The following is a 17,494-nucleotide window of genomic DNA, read 5'->3' as shown; positions in this document are numbered from 1 at the left end:
CGACATGGCTGGCGCCCTACGCCTGGTGCTGGGCGATCAGCTGTCGGACAATCTGTCGGCCCTGGCGGACGCGGACCTGTCGCGCGACCAGGTGCTGATGGTCGAAAGCCGGGTCGAGGCCACGGCCTGGAAGCACCACAAGCAAAAGCTGGTCATCGTCTGGTCGGCGATGCGCCAGTTCGCCGAGCGCCTGCGCGCGCGCGGGCTCAATGTGCGCTACGTCACACTTGAAGATCCCGACAACACCGGCTCGATCGGCGGCGAGCTGCGCCGCGCGCTGGACGCCGGCGGTTTCGACCGCGTGATCCGCACCGCCTGCGGCAAATGGGGGCTGGAGAGCCACCTGCTGGGCCTTGATCTCCCCGTGCCGGTGGAAACCCGCGAGGACGACCGCTTTCTCTGTTCGCGCGCCCAGTTCGCCGCCTGGGCCGAGGGCCGGCGCGAGCTGCGGATGGAGTTCTTCTACCGCGAGATGCGGCGCAAGACGGGCCTTCTGATGGACGGCGACCAGCCGGCCGGCGGACGCTGGAACTTCGACGCCGAGAACCGCCGCAAGCTCCCGCCGGGCCTGCGTCCGCCCGAGCGCTTGCGGATCCCGCCCAATCCGACGACGCAGGCGGTGCTGAAGCAGGTGTCGCGCGGCTTCGACGACCACTTCGGCGAGACCAAGGGCTTTGGCTGGCCGACCAATCCGGACGAGGCCACCGCGATCCTCGACCACTTCATCGCCGACATGCTGCCAAGCTTCGGCGACTGGCAGGACGCGATGAGTTGGCAGCGGCCGTTCCTGTGGCACTCGCTGATTTCGCCGGCCCTGAACATCGGCCTTCTGGACCCGCTGGACATCTGCCGCCGCGCCGAGGCCGCCTGGCGCGAGGGGCGCGCGCCACTGAACGCGGTCGAGGGCTTCATTCGCCAGATCATCGGCTGGCGCGAATTCGTGCGTGGCGTCTACTGGCTGAAAATGCCCGAATACGCCCAGCGCAACGCCCTGGACGCGCAGGGCAAGCTGCCGGGGTTCTACTGGACCGGCCAGACCGACATGGCCTGCGTCGCCGACGCGGTCCGCGCCGTCCGCGACCACGCCTACGCCCACCACATCCAGCGGCTGATGGTGACGGGGAACCTGGCCATGCTGCTGGGCGTGCATCCCGACGCGGTGGACGACTGGTACATGGTGGTGTTCGCCGACGCCTATGAGTGGGTCGAGATGCCCAACACCCGCGGCATGGCCACCTTCGCCGACGGCGGCATTGTCGGCTCCAAGCCCTATGCCGCCAGCGGGGCCTATATCGACCGCATGAGCGACTACTGCAAAAGCTGTCGCTACGACGTGAAAAAGCGGCTCGGCGACGACGCCTGCCCTTTCAATGCCCTCTACTGGGACTTCATCGACCGCCACGCCCAGCGCCTGGCCGGCAACGGCCGCATGATGATGCCGCTGCGCACCCTGGAGAAGATGCCGGACGCCGAGCGCGAGGCGTTCCGCAAGCAGGCCAAGGCCTTGCGGGTGAAGATGGGCGTCACCGAATAGCAGCGCCCCTCTCCTCCCCCATCGGGGGAGGGGGACCCGCGAACGCGGGTGGAGGGGGCCTTGTGCGGCGGGGTTCCATCCTGTGGCTGGCGGGATAGGCCTGTTCTGATCTGACAGAGGCGTAGCCGGCTCGGCTGGCCCCTCCACCGCCGTTCGGCGGTCCCCCTCCCCCAGAGGGGGAGGAGAAGGAACACGGCGCTACGGCGTCGGGAAACCCGCCCCCGCCCGCGCCTCGACCTGGCGGGCGCTGACCGGCTCGCCGCATTCGGAGCAGACCTGCACGGGGTGGAAGTCACAGCCGCACCCCTTGTGCCGGCGCAGCACTGGCGGCCCCTCGGCCCCGGCGTAGTGGATGTCGCCGAAGTGGGCGATGGCCATGACCACCGGGTGCAGGTCCAGCCCCTTCTCGGTCAGGCGGTACTCATGGCGCACCGGATGGTCCTGGTACGGAACCCGCCGCAGCACGCCCGCCTCGACCAGGGTGCGCAGGCGGTCGGTGACGATGGTGCGCGAGACGCCCAGCCGCTTCTGGAACAGCTCGAACCGCCGCACGCCCAGAAAGCAGTCGCGCAGGATCATCAGCGTCCAGCGATCGCCGATCACGGCCAGGGCCCGCGAGATCGAGCACGGCTGGGCGGAGAGATCGTCCCACTTCATCGGCGGCTCACGTCGTTTCGGGTCAGGGCCATTCTGCATTTGACTCCGTACAGATTCAATACGAACTTGCTTCCAGAACACGGAGGAAACGACGATGGCGGCTAGCAAGGGCGCGTGCCTGGTGGTGGGCGTGGGCGACGGGGTGGGAAGCGCCATCGCCAAGGCCTTCGCAGCCGAGGGCTATACGGTCTGCATGACCCGGCGGCCCCGGCACCTGGACCAGCTGGAGGCCCTGGCGGCTGAAATCAGAACCGGCGGCCACGACGCCTACGCCTTCGGCGTCGACGCCCGCGCGGAGGCCGACATGATCGCCCTCGTCGACCGCATCGAGGCCGAGATCGGCCCGCTGGAGATCGTAGTCTTCAACATCGGCGCGAACGTGCGCTTCGACCTGACGCAGACCACCGCCCAGGTGTTCAGCAAGGTCTGGGAGATGGCCTGTTTCGCCGGCTTCCTGGCGGCGCGCGAGGCGGCTCGGGTCATGGTCCCGCGCGGCCGGGGCACCATCCTGTTCACCGGGGCCAGCGCCTCGTTGCGCGGCAAGGAGGGCTTTTCCGCCTTCGCCTCGGCCAAGGCGGGCCTGCGGGCCGTGGCCCAGAGCGCGGCGCGGGAGCTGGGCCCCAAGGGCGTCCACGTCGCCCACGTGGTGGTCGACGGCGCGATCGACGGGGTCTTCATCCGCTCGATGCGCGGCGAGGTCGGCGACCTCCTGGACCAGGACCTGATCCTCAAGCCCGCCGACATCGCGTTGAACTACGTCCACCTGCACAACCAGCCGCGCTCGGCCTGGACGCACGAGCTTGATCTGCGCCCCTGGTCCGAGAGCTGGTGAGGAGCCCCGACATGACCATCAAGACCCCCAACAAGTCTATCGACTTCATCTTCGACTTCGGCAGCCCCAACGCCTACCTGTCGTGGAAGCTGCTGCCGGAGATCGCCGCGCGCCAGGGCGCCGGCGTCCGGCTGATCCCGTGCCTCCTGGGCGGCATCTTCAAGGCCACCGGCAACCAGGCCCCGATGATCGCCTTCGGCGGCGTCAAGGGGAAGATGGACTACGAGATGCTGGAGACCCGGCGCTTCATCGCCGCCCACGGCCTGACCGCCTTCCGCTTCAACCCGCACTTCCCGGTCAACACCCTGCTCCTGATGCGCGGCATGATCGCCGCCCAGCGGATGGGCGTGGGCGAGGCCTATCTGGAGGCGATGCTGAAGGGCATGTGGGAGGACGGGCTGAAACTGGACGATCCCGAGGTGTTCGTGGCCACCGCCAACGCCGCCGGCCTAGACGGCGCGGCGCTGCTGGCCGCGACGGGTGACGCGGAGGTGAAGGCTGAGTTGGTGGCCAACACCGAGGCGGCGGTGGCGAGGGGGACGTTCGGCATTCCGACCTTCTTCGTGGGGGAGGAGATCTTCTTCGGCAAGGAGCGTTTGGGCCAGGTCGAGGCGGAACTGGCGAAGGGGTAGCGCAGCGCCCCCTCCGTCACGCGGCTGCGCCGCGCGCCACCTCCCCCGTTTCACGGGTGAGGAGGAAACCACCGCCCTCCTGCCCCGCTTGCGGGGGAGGTGGATCGCTGCGGATACGCAGCGAGACGGAGGGGGGCGCGGGCCGATCAGAGACCTCTCCCCGGAGCGGAGAGCCATCCTTCATCTCACGGCGAGATGATCGCAGGGCGGGCGTGACGCGCACGAGAATCCCTCTCTCATGGAGAGAGGGAGGGGCCCGCCGCGAAGCGGTGGGAGGGTGAGTGGGTACGCTCTTTCCGGACAGGGCAGGGACGAAAGGCGGCTGGATGGTTTGTAGAGCTACGGCTAGCTTCCTAACCACTCACCCTCCCGCGCCTGCGGCGCGGGCCCCTCCCTCTCTCTAAGAGAGAGGGATTCCCCTATGTCCCCTCCCCCTAGACTCCCCGCCCCCCGCCTGCTACACGCCGCGCCTCGCTCCCGGACCTCGTCCTGGGGCGTGCTCGTCGTTATCCGTTCGGGGTGATGGCGGGTTCAAAACCGTGGGAGGGACGCCAAGCCCGCACCACGGCTCACCAGTGAGGACACTATGGCTAAGAAGATCCTGGGCTACATCAAGCTCCAGGTGAAGGCTGGCTCGGCCACGCCTTCGCCCCCCATCGGCCCGGCTCTGGGTCAGCGCGGCGTCAACATCATGGGCTTCTGTAAGGAGTTCAACGCGCGCACCGAAAACGTCGAAAAGGGCACCCCCCTGCCGACCGTGATCACCGTCTACCAAGACAAGTCGTTCACCTTCATCACCAAGACGCCCCCGGCGACGCACTACCTGAAGCAGATCACCGGTCTGAAGTCGGGCGCGAAGCTGACCGGTCGTGAGACCGTCGGCGAAGTGACGCGCACCCAGCTGCGCGAAATCGCCGAAAAGAAGATGAAGGACCTGAACGCCAACGACATCGAGGCTGCGGCCAAGATCATCGAAGGCTCCGCCAAGGCCATGGGCCTGAAGATCGTGGAGGCCTAATCCAATGGCTAAGCAACCCAAGCGCATCACGGCCTGGACCGGCGACCGCGACGCGGCCCACTCGGTCGAAGCCGCCATCGCCCTGGTCAAGGCCAACGCCAAGGCCAAGTTCGACGAGACCATCGAAATCTCGGTCAACCTCGGCGTCGACCCGCGTCACGCCGACCAACAGGTCCGTGGCGTCGTGAACCTGCCCTCGGGCACCGGCCGTGACGTCCGCGTCGCCGTGTTCGCCAAGGACGCCAAGGCGGCCGAAGCCACCGCGGCGGGCGCCGAGCACGTCGGCGCTGACGACCTGTACGAAAAGATCGCCGGCGGCTTCATGGACTTCGATCGCGTCATCGCGACCCCGGACATGATGGCCCTGGTCGGTCGCCTCGGTAAGGTGCTGGGCCCGCGCGGCCTGATGCCGAACCCGAAGGTCGGCACCGTGACCCCGAACGTCGGCCAGGCCGTCAAGGACGCCAAGGGCGGCGCCGTTGAGTTCCGCGTCGAAAAGGCCGGTATCGTTCACGCCGGCATCGGCAAGGCCTCGTTCACCGACGAAGCCCTGGCGATCAACGTCAAGGCTCTGATCGAAGCCCTGAACCGCTCCAAGCCCTCGGGCGCCAAGGGCGTGTTCATCAAGCGCGTCGGCCTGTCGTCGACGATGGGCCCGGGCTTCAAGGTCGACATCAGCTCGATCGGCGCCTAGAGCGTGACGCCGAAAGTGGGAACCGGTTTCGGCGCCAGTCACGCTCTAAGTCTATGATTTAGAGCCTTCTTGTCGCTTCAAAACGATTCCGTTTTGAAGCGGAAGGCTCTAAGCCAACCTGTTTTAGTAAGCGTACCAGTAAAGCGTAGCGGCACGGGCGCTGGAGCAATCCAGCGCCCGTTCTGCGTTTGGGGTTGGGTGCGCGCGACGTCTGTGCGTCCTTCGAGGCTCGCCTTCGGCTCACACCTCAGGATGAGGAATGCCGTTGCTGAACCCCTCATCCTGAGGTGCGCGCTCTTGAGCGCGCCTCGAAGGACGCAGAGAGGCCCCTCAATTGCCGCCCCGGCTAGCCGATGCTACCTTCTGTCTAGACGGAGGTTCCGATGCCCTTCCATGTCCGCGACCCCGAGACCGACGCCCTGGTGCGCCAGTACGCCGAGGAAAAGCGCGTTGGAATCACTGACGCCATCAAGCTGGCCGTAACGAAGGCGCGCGAGGCCGACGAAAAGGCGCGCGAGGAGAAGCTGGCCAAGGCGCGCGCGATATGCGCCGAGGTCGCCAGCTGGCCTCGCACCGGCCTGAAGGCGGACAAGGCGTTCTTCGACAGCCTCAACGACGAGTGATGTTCGTCGACGCCTCGGCCTGGACGGCCATGCTGCTGGAAGAACCCGAGGCCGAGACCTTCAGGGTCAAGTTGGCCGACGCGCCGGTCGTCCTGACCTCGGCCGTCGCCGCCTGGGAGACGGTCCGGGCCGTCTCACGGGAGACGGGGCGAGATCTGAGCGCCGCCTCCCGAAGGTTCGATAGTCTGCGAACCGCGTTCGATACGTCGCTGGTCGCCATCGGCGAAGCCGAGTACGCGCTCGCTCTCGACGCTCATGCCCGCTTCGGCAAGGGCGTCCATCCCGCGCGGCTGAACATGGGCGACTGCTTTTCCTACGCCTGTGCCAAGGTTCACGGCGTCCCGCTGCTCTACAAAGGCGAGGACTTCGCCCTGACCGACATCGAGGTCGCCTGATGCCCGACACCCTGCTCGACGTCGCCGTGATCGGCGGCGGGCCCGCCGGGCTGATGGCGGCCGAGACGGTGGCCAAGGGCGGACGGTCCGTGGCCGTGTTCGAGAAGATGCCGACCTTCGGACGCAAGTTCCTGATGGCCGGACGCGGCGGCCTGAACCTGACGCACAGCGAGGATTTCGACCGTTTCGCCACGCGCTACGGCGAGCGATCCGCGACGCTGCGACCGATGCTGGACGCCTTCACGCCCAAGGACCTCGTCGCCTGGGCCGAGGGGCTGGGACAAGCCACCTTTGTCGGGGCCAGCGGCCGGGTGTTTCCGCAGGCGATGAAGGCCTCGCCCCTGCTGCGCGCCTGGCTCGCGCGCCTGGAGGGACTTGACGTGTCGCTGCGGCCGCGCTCGGCCTGGAAGGGCTGGGACGCGATGGGCGCCCTGCTCATCGAGGATCCGGACGGCCGTCACGCGATCCGCGCGCGGCTGACCATCCTGGCGCTGGGCGGCGCCAGTTGGCCCAAGCTCGGCTCCGACGCGGCCTGGGCGCCGCTGCTGCGGGTGGGCGGTTCGGAGATCGCGCCTTTCCGGCCGGCCAACTGCGGCTTCGACGTCGCTTGGAGCACGGTCTTCCGCGACCGGTTCGCGGGTGAGCCTCTGAAGAACATCCAGCTGCGCCTCGGTGAGGCGCGCGCGCGGGGCGACGCGGTCATCGCCCGCTATGGCCTGGAAGGCGGCGCGATCTACGCCCTGGGCGGGGCGGCGCGCGACGCGGCCCTGGCGGGCGGCGCGACCCTGATCGTGGACCTTCGCCCCGACCTGCCGGTCGAGACCCTGGAGCGTCGCCTGCACGCCCCGCGCGGCGGCCAGAGCCTGGCCAACTTCCTGCGCAAGGCCGTCAAGCTGTCGCCGGTCGAGGTCAATCTGCTGCGCGAGGCCCATGGCCTGGATCTCCCCGTGGAGCCGGCCGCCCTGGCCGCCGCGATCAAGGCCGCGCCGATCCGGCTGACCGGGGTCCAGCCGCTGGATCGCGCCATCTCCTCGGCGGGCGGCGTGCGCTTCGAGAGCCTGGACGGCCTGACGCTGAAGGGCCGTCCCGACGTGCTGCTGGCCGGCGAGATGCTGGACTGGGAAGCCCCTACCGGCGGCTACCTGCTGCAGGCCTGCTTCGCCACCGGCGTCGCCGCCGGAAAGGCGGCGCTGGAGCGATTACTCTAGGCCAAGACGTCACGCGGGCTCTTGCCGGTCCAGCGCTTGAAGGCGCGGGAGAAGGCGGCGGGCTCGGAGAAGCCGACGAGATAGGCGGTCTCGTTGACCGAGGCCTTGGCGCCGGTGAGGTAGCGCAGCGCCATGCGGTGGCGCAGGCCATCCAACACTGTCTTGTAGGTGACATCCTCGGCCTTGAGCTTGCGAAACAGGGTCTGACGGCTGAAGCCCAGGGCGCGGGCCACAGCCTCGGCGCTCACCTCGCCGGTGTGCAAAAGCGGCAGCAGCACGGCCTCGACCCGGCCGCGGACGGTCTTCTGGTCCTCAAGCTCCCGCAGCAACTCGTCGGCCCGCTGGATGAGGACGCCGAACACGTAGCGCGGCTGCAGCGCCACGGGCCAGGTCGCGATGCGCGGATCGAGCCGCATGGCGTTCCAGCCGCTGGAGAAGGTCACCGGGCACTGGAAAATACGGTCGTGCTCGGCGCGCCAGGCCGGGGCCGGATGGGTGAAACACACCTCCAGCACATGCGGCTCGGGCAGGAAGCGGCGCGGGCCGCAGACCAGCCGGGCGAAGGCCCCTTCGGTCAGTTCGGGGAAGGTGTTGGGATCGGTGCGGGTGTCGACCATCCAGAGCTGACCGTCGCGGACGCTCAGCGCAAAGCGCGGCCCGTCGCTGAGCCCTTCGGTCTCCAAAGACAATCGGCCGAAGCGCTGCATCTGGGCGAAGGCGTCGCCCATGGTGGCCGAGGCGTTCATGATCAGCCCGACGATCGAGATCTCCGCCAGATCGACAGCCTCGCCAAAATGCAGCGCCAACGCCGGGTCGTTGCAGAGGTCCTGGGCCGCGCGCATCAGCGCCATATAGGTTGCGAGCGGCAGGCGCTGGTCGTGGTCCTGCAGGTCTTCAGGGGCAAGGCCGGCCCGGGCCATCAGCGCGGTGCGATCCGCGCCCTGCTCGACAGCGAACGCGATCAAGCCAGCGGCGACCCCCGCTGACGTGGTCAGAGTCGACATCGTCGCGGGCCCCTGGTGTTACAAATGATCATGCGCACGGTGGGAACGATCATGGCGCGCGCGCCGCCCATCGACAAGTAATGGGCCATGACACCCCGGTATCGTTCTGTCGCCTCCCTCCTGTTCGCCCTCGCCGCACTGGCGCCGTCGATCGCCCTGGCGGAAAACCTTCAGGCCAGGCCCGGCGATCCGGCTTGGATGCATCTGGGCGCCAACGCCCTGCTCTGGGCGCACATCGCCGGCGGGGCGATCGGGATGGTCACCGGCGTCATCGCCCTGGCCGTGCGCAAGGGCCAGCGCGTCCACCGCGCGGCGGGGTCGGTGTTCTTTCTGGCGATGTTCACCGCCTACGCCATTGGGGCGGGCGTGGCGCCGTTCCTCCAGACGGGGCAGCGCCCCAACTTCGTCGCCGGCGTCATGGCGCTGTACCTGCTGATCAGCGGGACGATGGCGGCTCGTCTGCGCGACAAGAAGGCCGGCGCGCCGGAAGTCATCGGGCTGATCGTCGCCCTCTGCATCACCGCCGCCGGCGTGACGTTCATGCGGATGGGCGCGGCCAGCCCCAGCGGGACGGTGGACGGCTCGCCGCCCCAGGCTTTCCTGCTGTTCACGATCGCCGGCGTCTTTGCGGCGGCGGGCGAGGCGCACGCGCTGCTGCGCAAGCAACTTTCCAGGACCTCGCGGATCGCGCGGCACCTTTGGCGGATGTGCTTTTCGCTGTTCATCGCCTCGGGGTCGTTCTTCCTGGGGCAACAGCAGGTGTTTCCCAAGGCCCTGCAGGACTCGGCGCTGCTTTACGTCGCCGCCCTGGCGCCGCTGCCGATCCTGCTGTTCTGGCTGGCCAAGGTCTATGTCGATGACTGGCGCCGGCGGCGCCAGCGCCTCAACTAAAGTTTTTACGCAACACCTCGCCGGAAGCGTCGCCCGGCGATGGTTCAAGCCATTGTCCCGACGCTTTCGCCCCTATAAGCAAGCGCCTTGCTGATCGTCCGTGTGGCGCTTTGGAAGGTTGCGAATGCCAAGCCCCTTGATGGCGGCCCTGAAGGATGTGGGAGACGGGATCCGTCTCGCGCCGCTTTGGTGGCGGCTTGGCCTGGATCAGACGGCGTCGCGCTTCCAGCGCTCGGTGCTGGGGCCGTTCTGGATGGCCTGCAACCTCTTGGTCATCGCCTTCGCCCTGGCCTTCGTCGTCAGCGCCCTGATGGGCGTGGATATGATGAAGAGCTACCCCCAGGTGATGGCGGGCCTTCTGGCCTGGTCGCTGGTGGGCACCACCATCGCCGAGGCCCAGGCGATCTTTCTGATGAACGCGGGCCTGATGCAGAGCCAGCGCCTGCCGCTCAGCTTCTATGTCTTCCTGCACGCCCAGAAATCGGCGACCAACTTCCTGTTCCAGGCGATCGCCTTCTGGGCGACGATGCTGGTGCTGCAGCGGTTTTCGATCCCTCACTGGACGCTGATCCCGGCGCTGGTCCTGATCATGCTGATCGTCTGCTTTCAGGGCTTCATCATCGCCATCCCGTCCACCCGCTTCCGCGATGTGGCCTATATGATGAGCTATGTCGTCCAGCTGCTGTTCTACGTGACGCCGGTGTTCTGGATGACCGCGAACGTCAGCGAAAAGCACCGTTGGGTGGTCGAGCTGAACCCCTTCACCCACCAGGTCGAGCTGTTGCGCGCGCCGCTGACCGGCCATGCGCCGGACGCCATCCACTGGTGGTGGACTCTGGGAACCCTGGGCATGCTCGTCGTCGTCGCCATCACGCTGCTGGCGATGTTCCGCAAGCGCGTGGTCTTCTGGCTGTAGGAGACGGGGATGACGCACCAGATCAAGCTGACCAACGTCGATCTCGACTACTTCGTCTACAGCCTGCGCTCGCAGTCGCTGCGCAGCGCGGTGTTCAACCTCGCGGTCGGCGGACGGATGTACAAGGCCGCGGGCGATGTCGCGGCTGTTAAGGCGCTGCACGACATCAATCTGGAGATCAACGAGGGCGACCGCATCGCCCTCGTCGGCCACAACGGCTCGGGCAAGACCACCCTGCTGAAGGTCATCGCCGGCATCTATTCGCCGACGCGCGGCGAGCTGTCGATCGACGGCGACATCACCTCGATGATCGCCATCAACGCCGGTCTCGACATGGAGGCCACGGGCCTTCGCAACATCCACAAGCTGGGCCTGATGCGCCGGCTTTCGCGGAAGGTCATCGACAGCCGCGTTGACGCCATCGCCGAGTTCTCAGGCCTGGGCGACTTCCTGCATCTGCCGGTGCGCACCTATTCGGCCGGTATGCTGGCGCGCCTGATGTTCACCGTGGCCACCGAGTTCGAGGCCGACATCCTGGTGCTGGACGAGTGGCTCAGCGCCGGCGACGCCGCCTTCGTGCAGAAGGCCGCCCAGCGGATGCACCGCATGGTCGAGGACGCCAAGATCATGGTAATGGCCACCCACGACCACGATCTGGTCCAGCGCGTCTGCAACCGCGTCTGCGAGCTGCAGGGCGGAAAGATCGCCTTCCTCGGCTCGACCGAGGACTGGCTGGCCTACCGCGAAACCCAGGCCGCATGAGCCGCCTGCCGCCCGGCCTGAAGACCGGCCGCGACGTGTCGGTCACCGGCGCCGATGCGGCCGGACGCACGGTCCTGGCGGCGCGCGACGGCGACCCGCAGATGGTCTGGACGCCCACCCGCGAAGAGCGCAAGGCGCTGCGGGCGGCCAAGGCGGTGCGGATCGACGTCAAGCTTGAGGCGGTCGAGGGCAAGCTGGTCGGCCCCGCGCTCTACGCCGACTGGGGCGACGGCTTTTCCGAAGATTCCTACGCTCGGCTGAAGGCCGGTCCGGACGGCTGGTTCGCCTCGCTGCCGGCCCGCAGCTTCCAGCTGAACGGCGTGCGGCTCGACCCGTCCGAGGGCGCCTGCGCCTTCACGGTCGAGGGCTTCACGGTCACGCGCATCGGGGATCTCGGCCGCGATCCGCGCGGCCTGCGCGGCGCGGCGATCCAGGCGCTGAAGCCGATGCTGGGCCCCTTGCGCGGCCCCGCTGGCGCGGCCTGGCGACGCGGGCGGGCGCTGCTGGCCAAGGGGCGCGTGGCGCGTCCGGCGGGACGCGACGAGGGCGCGGTCGGCGCGACCTACGCCCACGCGATCGCGGTCTCCCGCAACCTGCGCAGCCCGCACTACGCCGCCCCGATCGCCGCCCCGATCACCCTGCCGGCCGAAGCGCCCAAGGTGGTGGCCTTCTACCTGCCGCAGTTTCATCCGTTCCCGGAGAATGACGCCTGGTGGGGCAAGGGCTTCACCGAGTGGACCAACGTCTCCAAGGCCCAGCCGCAGTTCCTGGGCCACTACCAGCCACGCCTGCCGGCGGATCTGGGCTTCTACGACCTGCGCCAGCGCGAGGTGCTGGCCCAGCAGGTGGATCTGGCCAAGGGCGCAGGCGTCCACGCCTTCTGCTTCCACTATTACTGGTTCGCCGGAAAGCGCCTTCTGGAACGGCCGCTCGACCTGTTCCTGAACGATCCGAGCCTGGACCTGCCCTTCGCCCTCTGCTGGGCCAACGAGAACTGGACCCGCCGCTGGGACGGCGACGAGAGCGACATCCTGATGGGCCAGGAGCACTCGCCCGAAGACGACCGCGCGGTGTTCGAGGACCTGGCCCGCTACATGCGCGACCCGCGCTACCTGCGGGTGGGCGGCAAGCCGCTCCTGGTGCTGTACCGCCCCGAGATCCTGCCCGACGCCAAGGCCACCACCGAGCGCTGGCGCGACCAGGCCCGCGCCATGGGGCTGGGCGAGCTGCACCTTTTGTGCACCACCGCCTTCGGCTTCCAGGACTATGCCGGCCACGGCTTCGACGGCATCGTCGACTTCCCGCCGCACGCCATTGTCGAGGGCGAGATCACCAACCGGGTCACGCCCCTGCACGCTGGCTTCACCGGCAAGGTCTATGACTATCCCGCCGTCGCCCGCCACAAGCTGGACGAGCTGGAGCAGGTTCCGGCCGCCTTCGTGCCCGGCGTCATGCCCGGCTGGGACAACCAGGCCCGCAAGCCCTGGGCCGGGGTGGCGTTCCACAACGCCGATCCGGAAAGCTATTTCGGCTGGCTGTCGGGGGCGCTGAAGCACGCCGAGGCCAGGCATCCCAAGGGCGAGGCGCTGGTGTTCGTCAACGCCTGGAATGAGTGGGGCGAAGGCGCCTATCTCGAGCCCGATCGCTGGTTTGGCCACGGCTATCTGCACGCCACCCGCACCGCGCTCAGCGCCTGGCTGCCGCGCCTGACCAGCGCCCATCCGATCATCGCCGAAGCGCAAGGCCAGTTCGCCAAGCGCGCCGATGCGGTGACGCTGCTGCACCTGTTCTATCCCGAACTGATCGACTGGTTCGCCGAGCGCTTGGGCGCCACAGCCGACGTTCTGGATCTGATGATCACTGTGCCGGAGACCTGGAGCGAGGCGGATCTGGCCCGCGCCCGCGCCGCCTTCCCGACCGCGCATCTGGCCATCGCCGAGAACCGCGGCCGCGACATCCGTCCGTTCGTCGAGACGCTGCGCCGCGCCCGCGCGCTGGGCTATTCGGTGTTCTGCAAGCTGCACTCCAAGCGCTCGCCGCATCAGGCCAAGGGCGACCAGTGGCGGGCCAAGCTGGTCGAGGGCCTGCTCGGCGGCGAGGCCGCCGCCCTGGCCCTGCGCGCCTTCGCCCAGGACCCGAAGCTTGGCCTGCTGGCCGCCGCCAGCGCGCGCATGCGGATCGGCGATCCGGACGTGATGGACAACAACCGCGCCGAGGCCGACCGGCTGTCGGCGCGCATGGGCCTGAAGCCGCGCCCGGAGACGCCGTTCGCCGCCGGCTCGATGTTCTGGGGACGGACGGAAGCCTTCGCCCCCCTGACCGACCTGTCAGACGACGAGATCGCCTTTGGACCGGAGCTTGGCCGCGTCGACGGCACCACCGCCCACGCGCTCGAACGCCTGACCGCCGCCATCGTCGATCGCGCCGGCTACCGCGCGAGTTTCGAGCTGTGAGCCGCCTCGCCCGCCTCGCCCGCCGGGTCGGGCGCAAGCTGAAGGCCCTGGCCCCTGCGCCCCGAGCGCCCGAGCCGCCGTCCCTGCCCTTGATCCTGGACGCCCCCGTCGCCTCGGGCTTCACGACGGCGCGCGAGGTGTGGTGCGCCCCGGGGTTTGGCGTGATCGTGGACGCCGGCGGTCAGGTCCTGGGCGGCGCGGCGCGTCAGGCGCTGGGCTTCAGCCCGGACCTGTCGGCGCTGCAGGGCGTGCGCGTCGATAGCGGCGCAAGCCGGCTGATCCTGCCCAAGGCGCCGCCGCGTCTGACCAAGGGAGCCGTCCTGGCCGGCTGGGGCGATCTGCGCAACTATGCGGGGTTCCTGACGAACACCCTGCCGATGCTGCTGGCGGCGTCCAAGGCCGGGGCTTTGGCCGAGCATCCGCTGGTGACCCCGCCGCTGACGGCCCTGCAGGGCGATCTTCTGGCCCTGGCCGGACTTGACCCGCCGCAGACCGTTGACGCGCCCTGGATCGTCCTGGACGAGGCGCTGACCGCGCCCTACCCCGCGCCGGCCGCGTCTCACCCGATGCTGGCCGAGGTCCGTGAGCGCATCCTGTCGGCGCTCGGCCCCGCCAGCGGTGTCCGCCACAAGCTTTATATCAGCCGCGCCGACGCGATGGACGCGGTGATGGTCGACGAGGCGGGCGTCGAGATCGAACTGGCGGCGCTGGGCTACCGGATCATCCGTCCCGAGACGTCTTCGGCGCGCGACCTGATCGGTCTGTTCCGTGAGGCGGACGTCATTGTCGCGCCGACGGGCACGGCGCTGGCCAACGCGCTGTTCTGCGCGCCGGACGCCCACATCGTGGAGATCCGCCCGCCCGGCGCGACGCGCCTGTGGGTGCGCGACCTGGCTTCCCTTGCGGGCGCGACCTGGCATGGCTTCGACGCGGCGGGGCAGAAGGAGACTCCGGACGCGCCGCTGGACCCGTCCCTCGTTCCCGCCGGCGCATTCTGCTGGCGCGCCGACGCCGTGGCGCTGCTGGCGTTCCTGGCGCAGCGGGCCTAAGGACCGCGCCGTGGCTTCGTTCGTGGACCTTTCCAATACAGACTTCGCCCCCCTCTCGGCGGCCCTTCATGGTCCCGACCGGGTGGCGCACGCGTTGCTGATCAAGGGCGGGATGCTGGTTCCGCCCCGCCCCATGCTGTGGCCCTGTGCCGGCGAGCTGCTGAACGGCCCACACATCGAAGGCGACCTTCACACGCCCGATGTCGACCTGCTGGTGGCCCGGCGCGTGGTGGCCGGCGGCTCGGGCGCGCACCTGAAGCTGGACGACCAGATGGTCTACGCCGAAGGCGCCTACCCCTATTACATCCAGCATTGGTACCAGCACGACATCGCGCGCCAGGCCTGGGATTTCGACGCGCCCGTGACCCACCGGCTGGACCGGGCCTTCGTGATCACCCACTTCAACTTCGTCTGGGGTCACTGGCTGACCGAGATGTACCCCAAGCTGTTCGTGATGCGCGCCCTGAAGGCGGCGGGGATCGTCGCGCCGCTGCTGCTGCCCAGGACCGCCCCCGGCTATGTGGCGCGGATCGTTCGGATGATGCTGCCCGACCAGGAGATCGTCACCTACGACCCGCGCGACGAGGCCGTGGAGATCGGCGCGGCCCTGCTACCGCACATGTTGAACCGCAACTATGTGTTCCACGACTTCATGCGCTGGAATCTTGAGCGCGAAGCCCTGAGCTGGACCGATGGCGGCGGCGGCGACATGATCTTCGTCAGCCGAGGGGGCGTGCGCACGGCCCAGTCCTTCCGCGAGCTCGAGAACGAAGCCGAGATCGAGGGCCTGGCCCAGGAGGCCGGCCTCACCCTGGTGCGCCCCGAGACCCTGGGCTGGGACCAGCAGGCCCGCCTCTTCTCCCGCGCGCGCCTTGTCGCCGGCGAGTTCGGCTCGGGCCTGCACAACGCCCTGCTCTCGCCCCAGGGCTGCCAGGTCGTGTCGCTGAACTGGCTGGTGGAGGTGCAGTCGCGGATCGGCAACTTCCGCCGCCACGATGTCGGCTACATCCTGCCCGCCGACGGCCAGGCGCGGCTCTATTCGATCGAACCCCAGGCCAACCAGCCGTTCACCATCGACGCCGATGAGTTCCGCCAGAAGCTGGCGATCGCGGTGGACCGGGCCCAAGCGCGCAAGGCCATGGCGGGCTGGGACGACGCCCCGTTTCCGATCGATGCGCCAGAACTACGGCTCTAGCCCATCCGGAAGCGGTCGACGGCCAGGCGCAGCGCGCCGGCGTTGATCGGCTTGGCCAGCACCTGGACCGACTCGAAGCCTGCTCGCGGCAGGTCGCCATAGCCAGTGGCGAACACGAACGGCACGCCCTGCTCGCGCAGGCGTTCGGCGACCGGAAACACCATCTCGCCGCCGATATTGACGTCCAGAACGGCGCCGTCCGGCGAGGGATGATCGCGTAGCCACGCCAGCGCGGCGCTCACGGCCCCGAACGAGCCGGCCACCTCGCACCCCATGTCGCCGAGCATGTCCTCGACCATCATGGCCACCAGGGCTTCGTCCTCGACGATCATCACCCGAGCGGTCTTCATGCGGCCAGACTCATGCGCTCGGAGATCGGCGCGCGCAGCGTGAAGATCAGGCCCGTCGGCGTGAAGTCGAGAACCGCCTGACCGCCCAGGTCCCGCGCCAAGCCCTGATGGACCATCTTTGACCCGAACCCATGACGCGCCGGCGGTCCCGAAAGCGAGGGTCCGCCCTGTTCCCGCCAGGTCAGGGTCAGCAGCGCCGGCGCGGTGGCCTCGTCGACGTTCCAGTCGATGACGATCCGCCCCTCCGGGGTCGACAAGGCGCCATGGCGCGTGGCGTTGGCGATCAGTTCGTGGATGGCCATGTGCACTGACACCGCCGTTTCAGCGTTGAACGTGACGACGGGCCCCCGGAAATCAAAGCGCGCGGCGACGTCGTCGGCGAAGGTCGCCAGCGTGCGCTGCAGGATCTCCTCCAGCTGCGGGCGCCCCCAGGCGCGGCGGGTCAACAGCTCGTGCGCCTGAGACAAGGCCAGGATCCGGCTTTCGAACACGTCGGCGAAGGCCTCGACCGACGGCGTGGTTCGCAGGGTCTGGCGCGTGATCGACTGCACGATCGCCAGGGTGTTCTTCACCCGGTGGTCCAGTTCGCGCAGCAGGAAATGGCCGTGCTCGAGCGAGGCGGCCAGATAGTCGTTCAGCCGACCGCTTTCCAGGGCCGACGCCGTCGCCCGTGCGATCACCTGCAGCTTTCGCAGGACCTCGGGCGGCGGGTCGTAAGGGCGCGCCCAATAGACGCCGATCGCGGCGATGGGGTCGCGCGGCCGCACGGGCGCGATCGCCAGACTCTTCACGAAGGTCGGCCGATAGGCGTCGTGGGGCACCTCCGCATCGGCGTAGATGTCGGGACAGACCACCACATGGCCGCTCATCATCGCGCGCCCGGCGACACACTGGTCCATGGGAAAGCGCTTGCCCTTCCACAGGGGGCCGATCGCGTCTTCGTCGACGTACCAGCACTGTTCTCTATCGCGCATGACGAAGGCCACGCCGTCAGCGCCCAGAATGCGCCGCGCAGCGCCGCGCACCACGTCGGCGACCTCGTTGATCGTGCGAGTCGTCGACAGCGCCTCGATCATCTCGATGAGAGTCGTCAGACCGGTGTCGGCGTCGCCGATGTTCTCTGTGCCGTCGAGCTCCCGCATAGCTCCAATCGCACGCTGGTTGTGCCGCGTAACCCTAACATGTAGACGGCGCCGAACTCTCGCGACCGCCATGCGCGAATCAAAACGCCACTGCACGCGAACTCAGGCAGGATTGCACGTCGGGCGAGGCTCCGCCTTG

18 protein-coding genes and 2 pseudogenes are annotated in these 17,494 nt (G+C 68.6%); 14 read left to right on the top strand and 6 right to left on the bottom strand.

The window, feature by feature from the left end; translation table 11 throughout:
• The first annotated feature begins 4 nt into the window (after positions 1-4).
• Entirely contained in the window at positions 5-1,534 is a 1,530-nt protein-coding gene (locus CA606_RS03535; RefSeq protein WP_096052364.1) for a cryptochrome/photolyase family protein, read from the top strand.
• Between the two features lie 198 nt (positions 1,535-1,732).
• Here CA606_RS03535 and CA606_RS03530 read toward each other — a convergent pair whose 3' ends face one another.
• Entirely contained in the window at positions 1,733-2,191 is a 459-nt protein-coding gene (locus CA606_RS03530; RefSeq protein WP_181242765.1) for a winged helix-turn-helix transcriptional regulator, read from the bottom strand.
• 94 nt (positions 2,192-2,285) lie between these two features.
• On the opposite strand from CA606_RS03530, the gene CA606_RS03525 reads away from it, so the two are divergent.
• Together CA606_RS03525 and CA606_RS03520 are read left to right on the top strand one after the other, a co-directional pair.
• Positions 2,286-3,023: an SDR family NAD(P)-dependent oxidoreductase gene (locus CA606_RS03525; protein ID WP_096052365.1), complete on the top strand. Its 738-nt coding sequence runs from the start codon at positions 2,286-2,288 to the stop codon at positions 3,021-3,023.
• Positions 3,020-3,655 (top strand): 2-hydroxychromene-2-carboxylate isomerase, encoded by a 636-nt coding sequence (locus CA606_RS03520; protein ID WP_181242764.1) that lies wholly within the window; start codon positions 3,020-3,022, stop codon positions 3,653-3,655. The genes CA606_RS03525 and CA606_RS03520 overlap by 4 nt, the downstream gene beginning before the upstream one ends.
• 16 nt (positions 3,656-3,671) lie before the next feature.
• Here CA606_RS03520 and CA606_RS19855 read toward each other — a convergent pair.
• Both CA606_RS19855 and CA606_RS20510 read right to left on the bottom strand, forming a co-directional pair.
• Positions 3,672-3,800 (bottom strand): annotated as a pseudogene (locus tag CA606_RS19855) (hypothetical protein); the annotation flags it as partial.
• An 81-nt stretch (positions 3,801-3,881) separates the two neighbouring features.
• A pseudogene (locus tag CA606_RS20510) lies at positions 3,882-4,016 on the bottom strand (hypothetical protein); the annotation flags it as partial.
• Between the two features lie 225 nt (positions 4,017-4,241).
• Between CA606_RS20510 and rplK the strand changes: the two are divergent.
• The 5 genes from rplK to CA606_RS03495 all read left to right on the top strand — a co-directional run bounded on the left by rplK (position 4,242) and on the right by CA606_RS03495 (position 7,593).
• Positions 4,242-4,673 carry a 50S ribosomal protein L11 gene (gene rplK / locus CA606_RS03515; protein ID WP_058346464.1) on the top strand — a complete coding sequence of 144 codons (432 nt, stop codon included), beginning with the start codon at positions 4,242-4,244 and terminating at the stop codon, positions 4,671-4,673.
• 4 nt (positions 4,674-4,677) lie between these two features.
• Positions 4,678-5,367 (top strand): 50S ribosomal protein L1, encoded by a 690-nt coding sequence (gene rplA, locus CA606_RS03510; RefSeq protein ID WP_096052368.1) that lies wholly within the window; start codon positions 4,678-4,680, stop codon positions 5,365-5,367.
• Positions 5,368-5,750: 383 nt separating this feature from the next.
• Positions 5,751-5,990: a type II toxin-antitoxin system VapB family antitoxin gene (locus CA606_RS03505; protein ID WP_096052369.1), complete on the top strand. Its 240-nt coding sequence runs from the start codon at positions 5,751-5,753 to the stop codon at positions 5,988-5,990.
• Positions 5,990-6,385, top strand: a complete 396-nt coding sequence (locus CA606_RS03500; RefSeq protein ID WP_096052370.1) for a type II toxin-antitoxin system VapC family toxin — start codon at positions 5,990-5,992, stop codon at positions 6,383-6,385. The genes CA606_RS03505 and CA606_RS03500 overlap by 1 nt, the downstream gene beginning before the upstream one ends.
• Positions 6,385-7,593 carry an NAD(P)/FAD-dependent oxidoreductase gene (locus CA606_RS03495; RefSeq protein ID WP_096052371.1) on the top strand — a complete coding sequence of 403 codons (1,209 nt, stop codon included), beginning with the start codon at positions 6,385-6,387 and terminating at the stop codon, positions 7,591-7,593. Before CA606_RS03500 ends, CA606_RS03495 begins: the two co-directional genes overlap by 1 nt.
• On the opposite strand, the gene CA606_RS03490 is transcribed toward CA606_RS03495, so the two are convergent.
• Entirely contained in the window at positions 7,590-8,597 is a 1,008-nt protein-coding gene (locus CA606_RS03490; RefSeq protein ID WP_096052372.1) for an AraC family transcriptional regulator, read from the bottom strand. The two genes, CA606_RS03495 and CA606_RS03490, sit on opposite strands and share 4 nt — an antisense overlap.
• Positions 8,598-8,684: 87 nt before the next feature.
• Here CA606_RS03490 and CA606_RS03485 point away from each other — a divergent pair, with 87 nt between their 5' ends.
• The 6 genes from CA606_RS03485 (at position 8,685) to CA606_RS03460 (ending at position 15,863) form a co-directional block, all read left to right on the top strand.
• Positions 8,685-9,488, top strand: coding sequence for a hypothetical protein (locus CA606_RS03485; protein WP_096052373.1), 804 nt, complete (start codon positions 8,685-8,687; stop codon positions 9,486-9,488).
• A 124-nt stretch (positions 9,489-9,612) separates the two neighbouring features.
• Positions 9,613-10,404, top strand: coding sequence for an ABC transporter permease (locus CA606_RS03480; RefSeq protein ID WP_096052374.1), 792 nt, complete (start codon positions 9,613-9,615; stop codon positions 10,402-10,404).
• A 9-nt stretch (positions 10,405-10,413) separates the two neighbouring features.
• Positions 10,414-11,166 (top strand): ABC transporter ATP-binding protein, encoded by a 753-nt coding sequence (locus tag CA606_RS03475; protein ID WP_096032493.1) that lies wholly within the window; start codon positions 10,414-10,416, stop codon positions 11,164-11,166.
• Positions 11,163-13,619 (top strand): glycoside hydrolase family 99-like domain-containing protein, encoded by a 2,457-nt coding sequence (locus CA606_RS03470; RefSeq protein ID WP_096052375.1) that lies wholly within the window; start codon positions 11,163-11,165, stop codon positions 13,617-13,619. Before CA606_RS03475 ends, CA606_RS03470 begins: the two co-directional genes overlap by 4 nt.
• On the top strand, positions 13,616-14,668 hold the full coding sequence (locus CA606_RS03465; RefSeq protein ID WP_096052376.1) for a glycosyltransferase family 61 protein: 1,053 nt from the start codon (positions 13,616-13,618) through the stop codon (positions 14,666-14,668). Before CA606_RS03470 ends, CA606_RS03465 begins: the two co-directional genes overlap by 4 nt.
• 10 nt (positions 14,669-14,678) lie before the next feature.
• Positions 14,679-15,863 carry a glycosyltransferase family 61 protein gene (locus CA606_RS03460; RefSeq protein ID WP_096052377.1) on the top strand — a complete coding sequence of 395 codons (1,185 nt, stop codon included), beginning with the start codon at positions 14,679-14,681 and terminating at the stop codon, positions 15,861-15,863.
• Here CA606_RS03460 and CA606_RS03455 read toward each other — a convergent pair.
• Together CA606_RS03455 and CA606_RS03450 are read right to left on the bottom strand one after the other, a co-directional pair.
• A complete protein-coding gene (locus CA606_RS03455; RefSeq protein WP_096052378.1) occupies positions 15,860-16,213 on the bottom strand; it encodes a response regulator in 354 nt (117 codons plus the stop codon). The two genes, CA606_RS03460 and CA606_RS03455, sit on opposite strands and share 4 nt — an antisense overlap.
• A complete protein-coding gene (locus tag CA606_RS03450) occupies positions 16,210-17,355 on the bottom strand; it encodes a sensor histidine kinase (protein ID WP_181242763.1) in 1,146 nt (381 codons plus the stop codon). Before CA606_RS03450 ends, CA606_RS03455 begins: the two co-directional genes overlap by 4 nt.
• Positions 17,356-17,494: the final 139 nt, after the last annotated feature.

The organism is Caulobacter vibrioides, assembly GCF_002310375.3.
Taxonomy (GTDB): domain Bacteria; phylum Pseudomonadota; class Alphaproteobacteria; order Caulobacterales; family Caulobacteraceae; genus Caulobacter; species Caulobacter vibrioides_D.
Note: the sequence above shows the minus strand (reverse complement) of the source record. Positions and strands in the feature narration are given on the sequence as shown.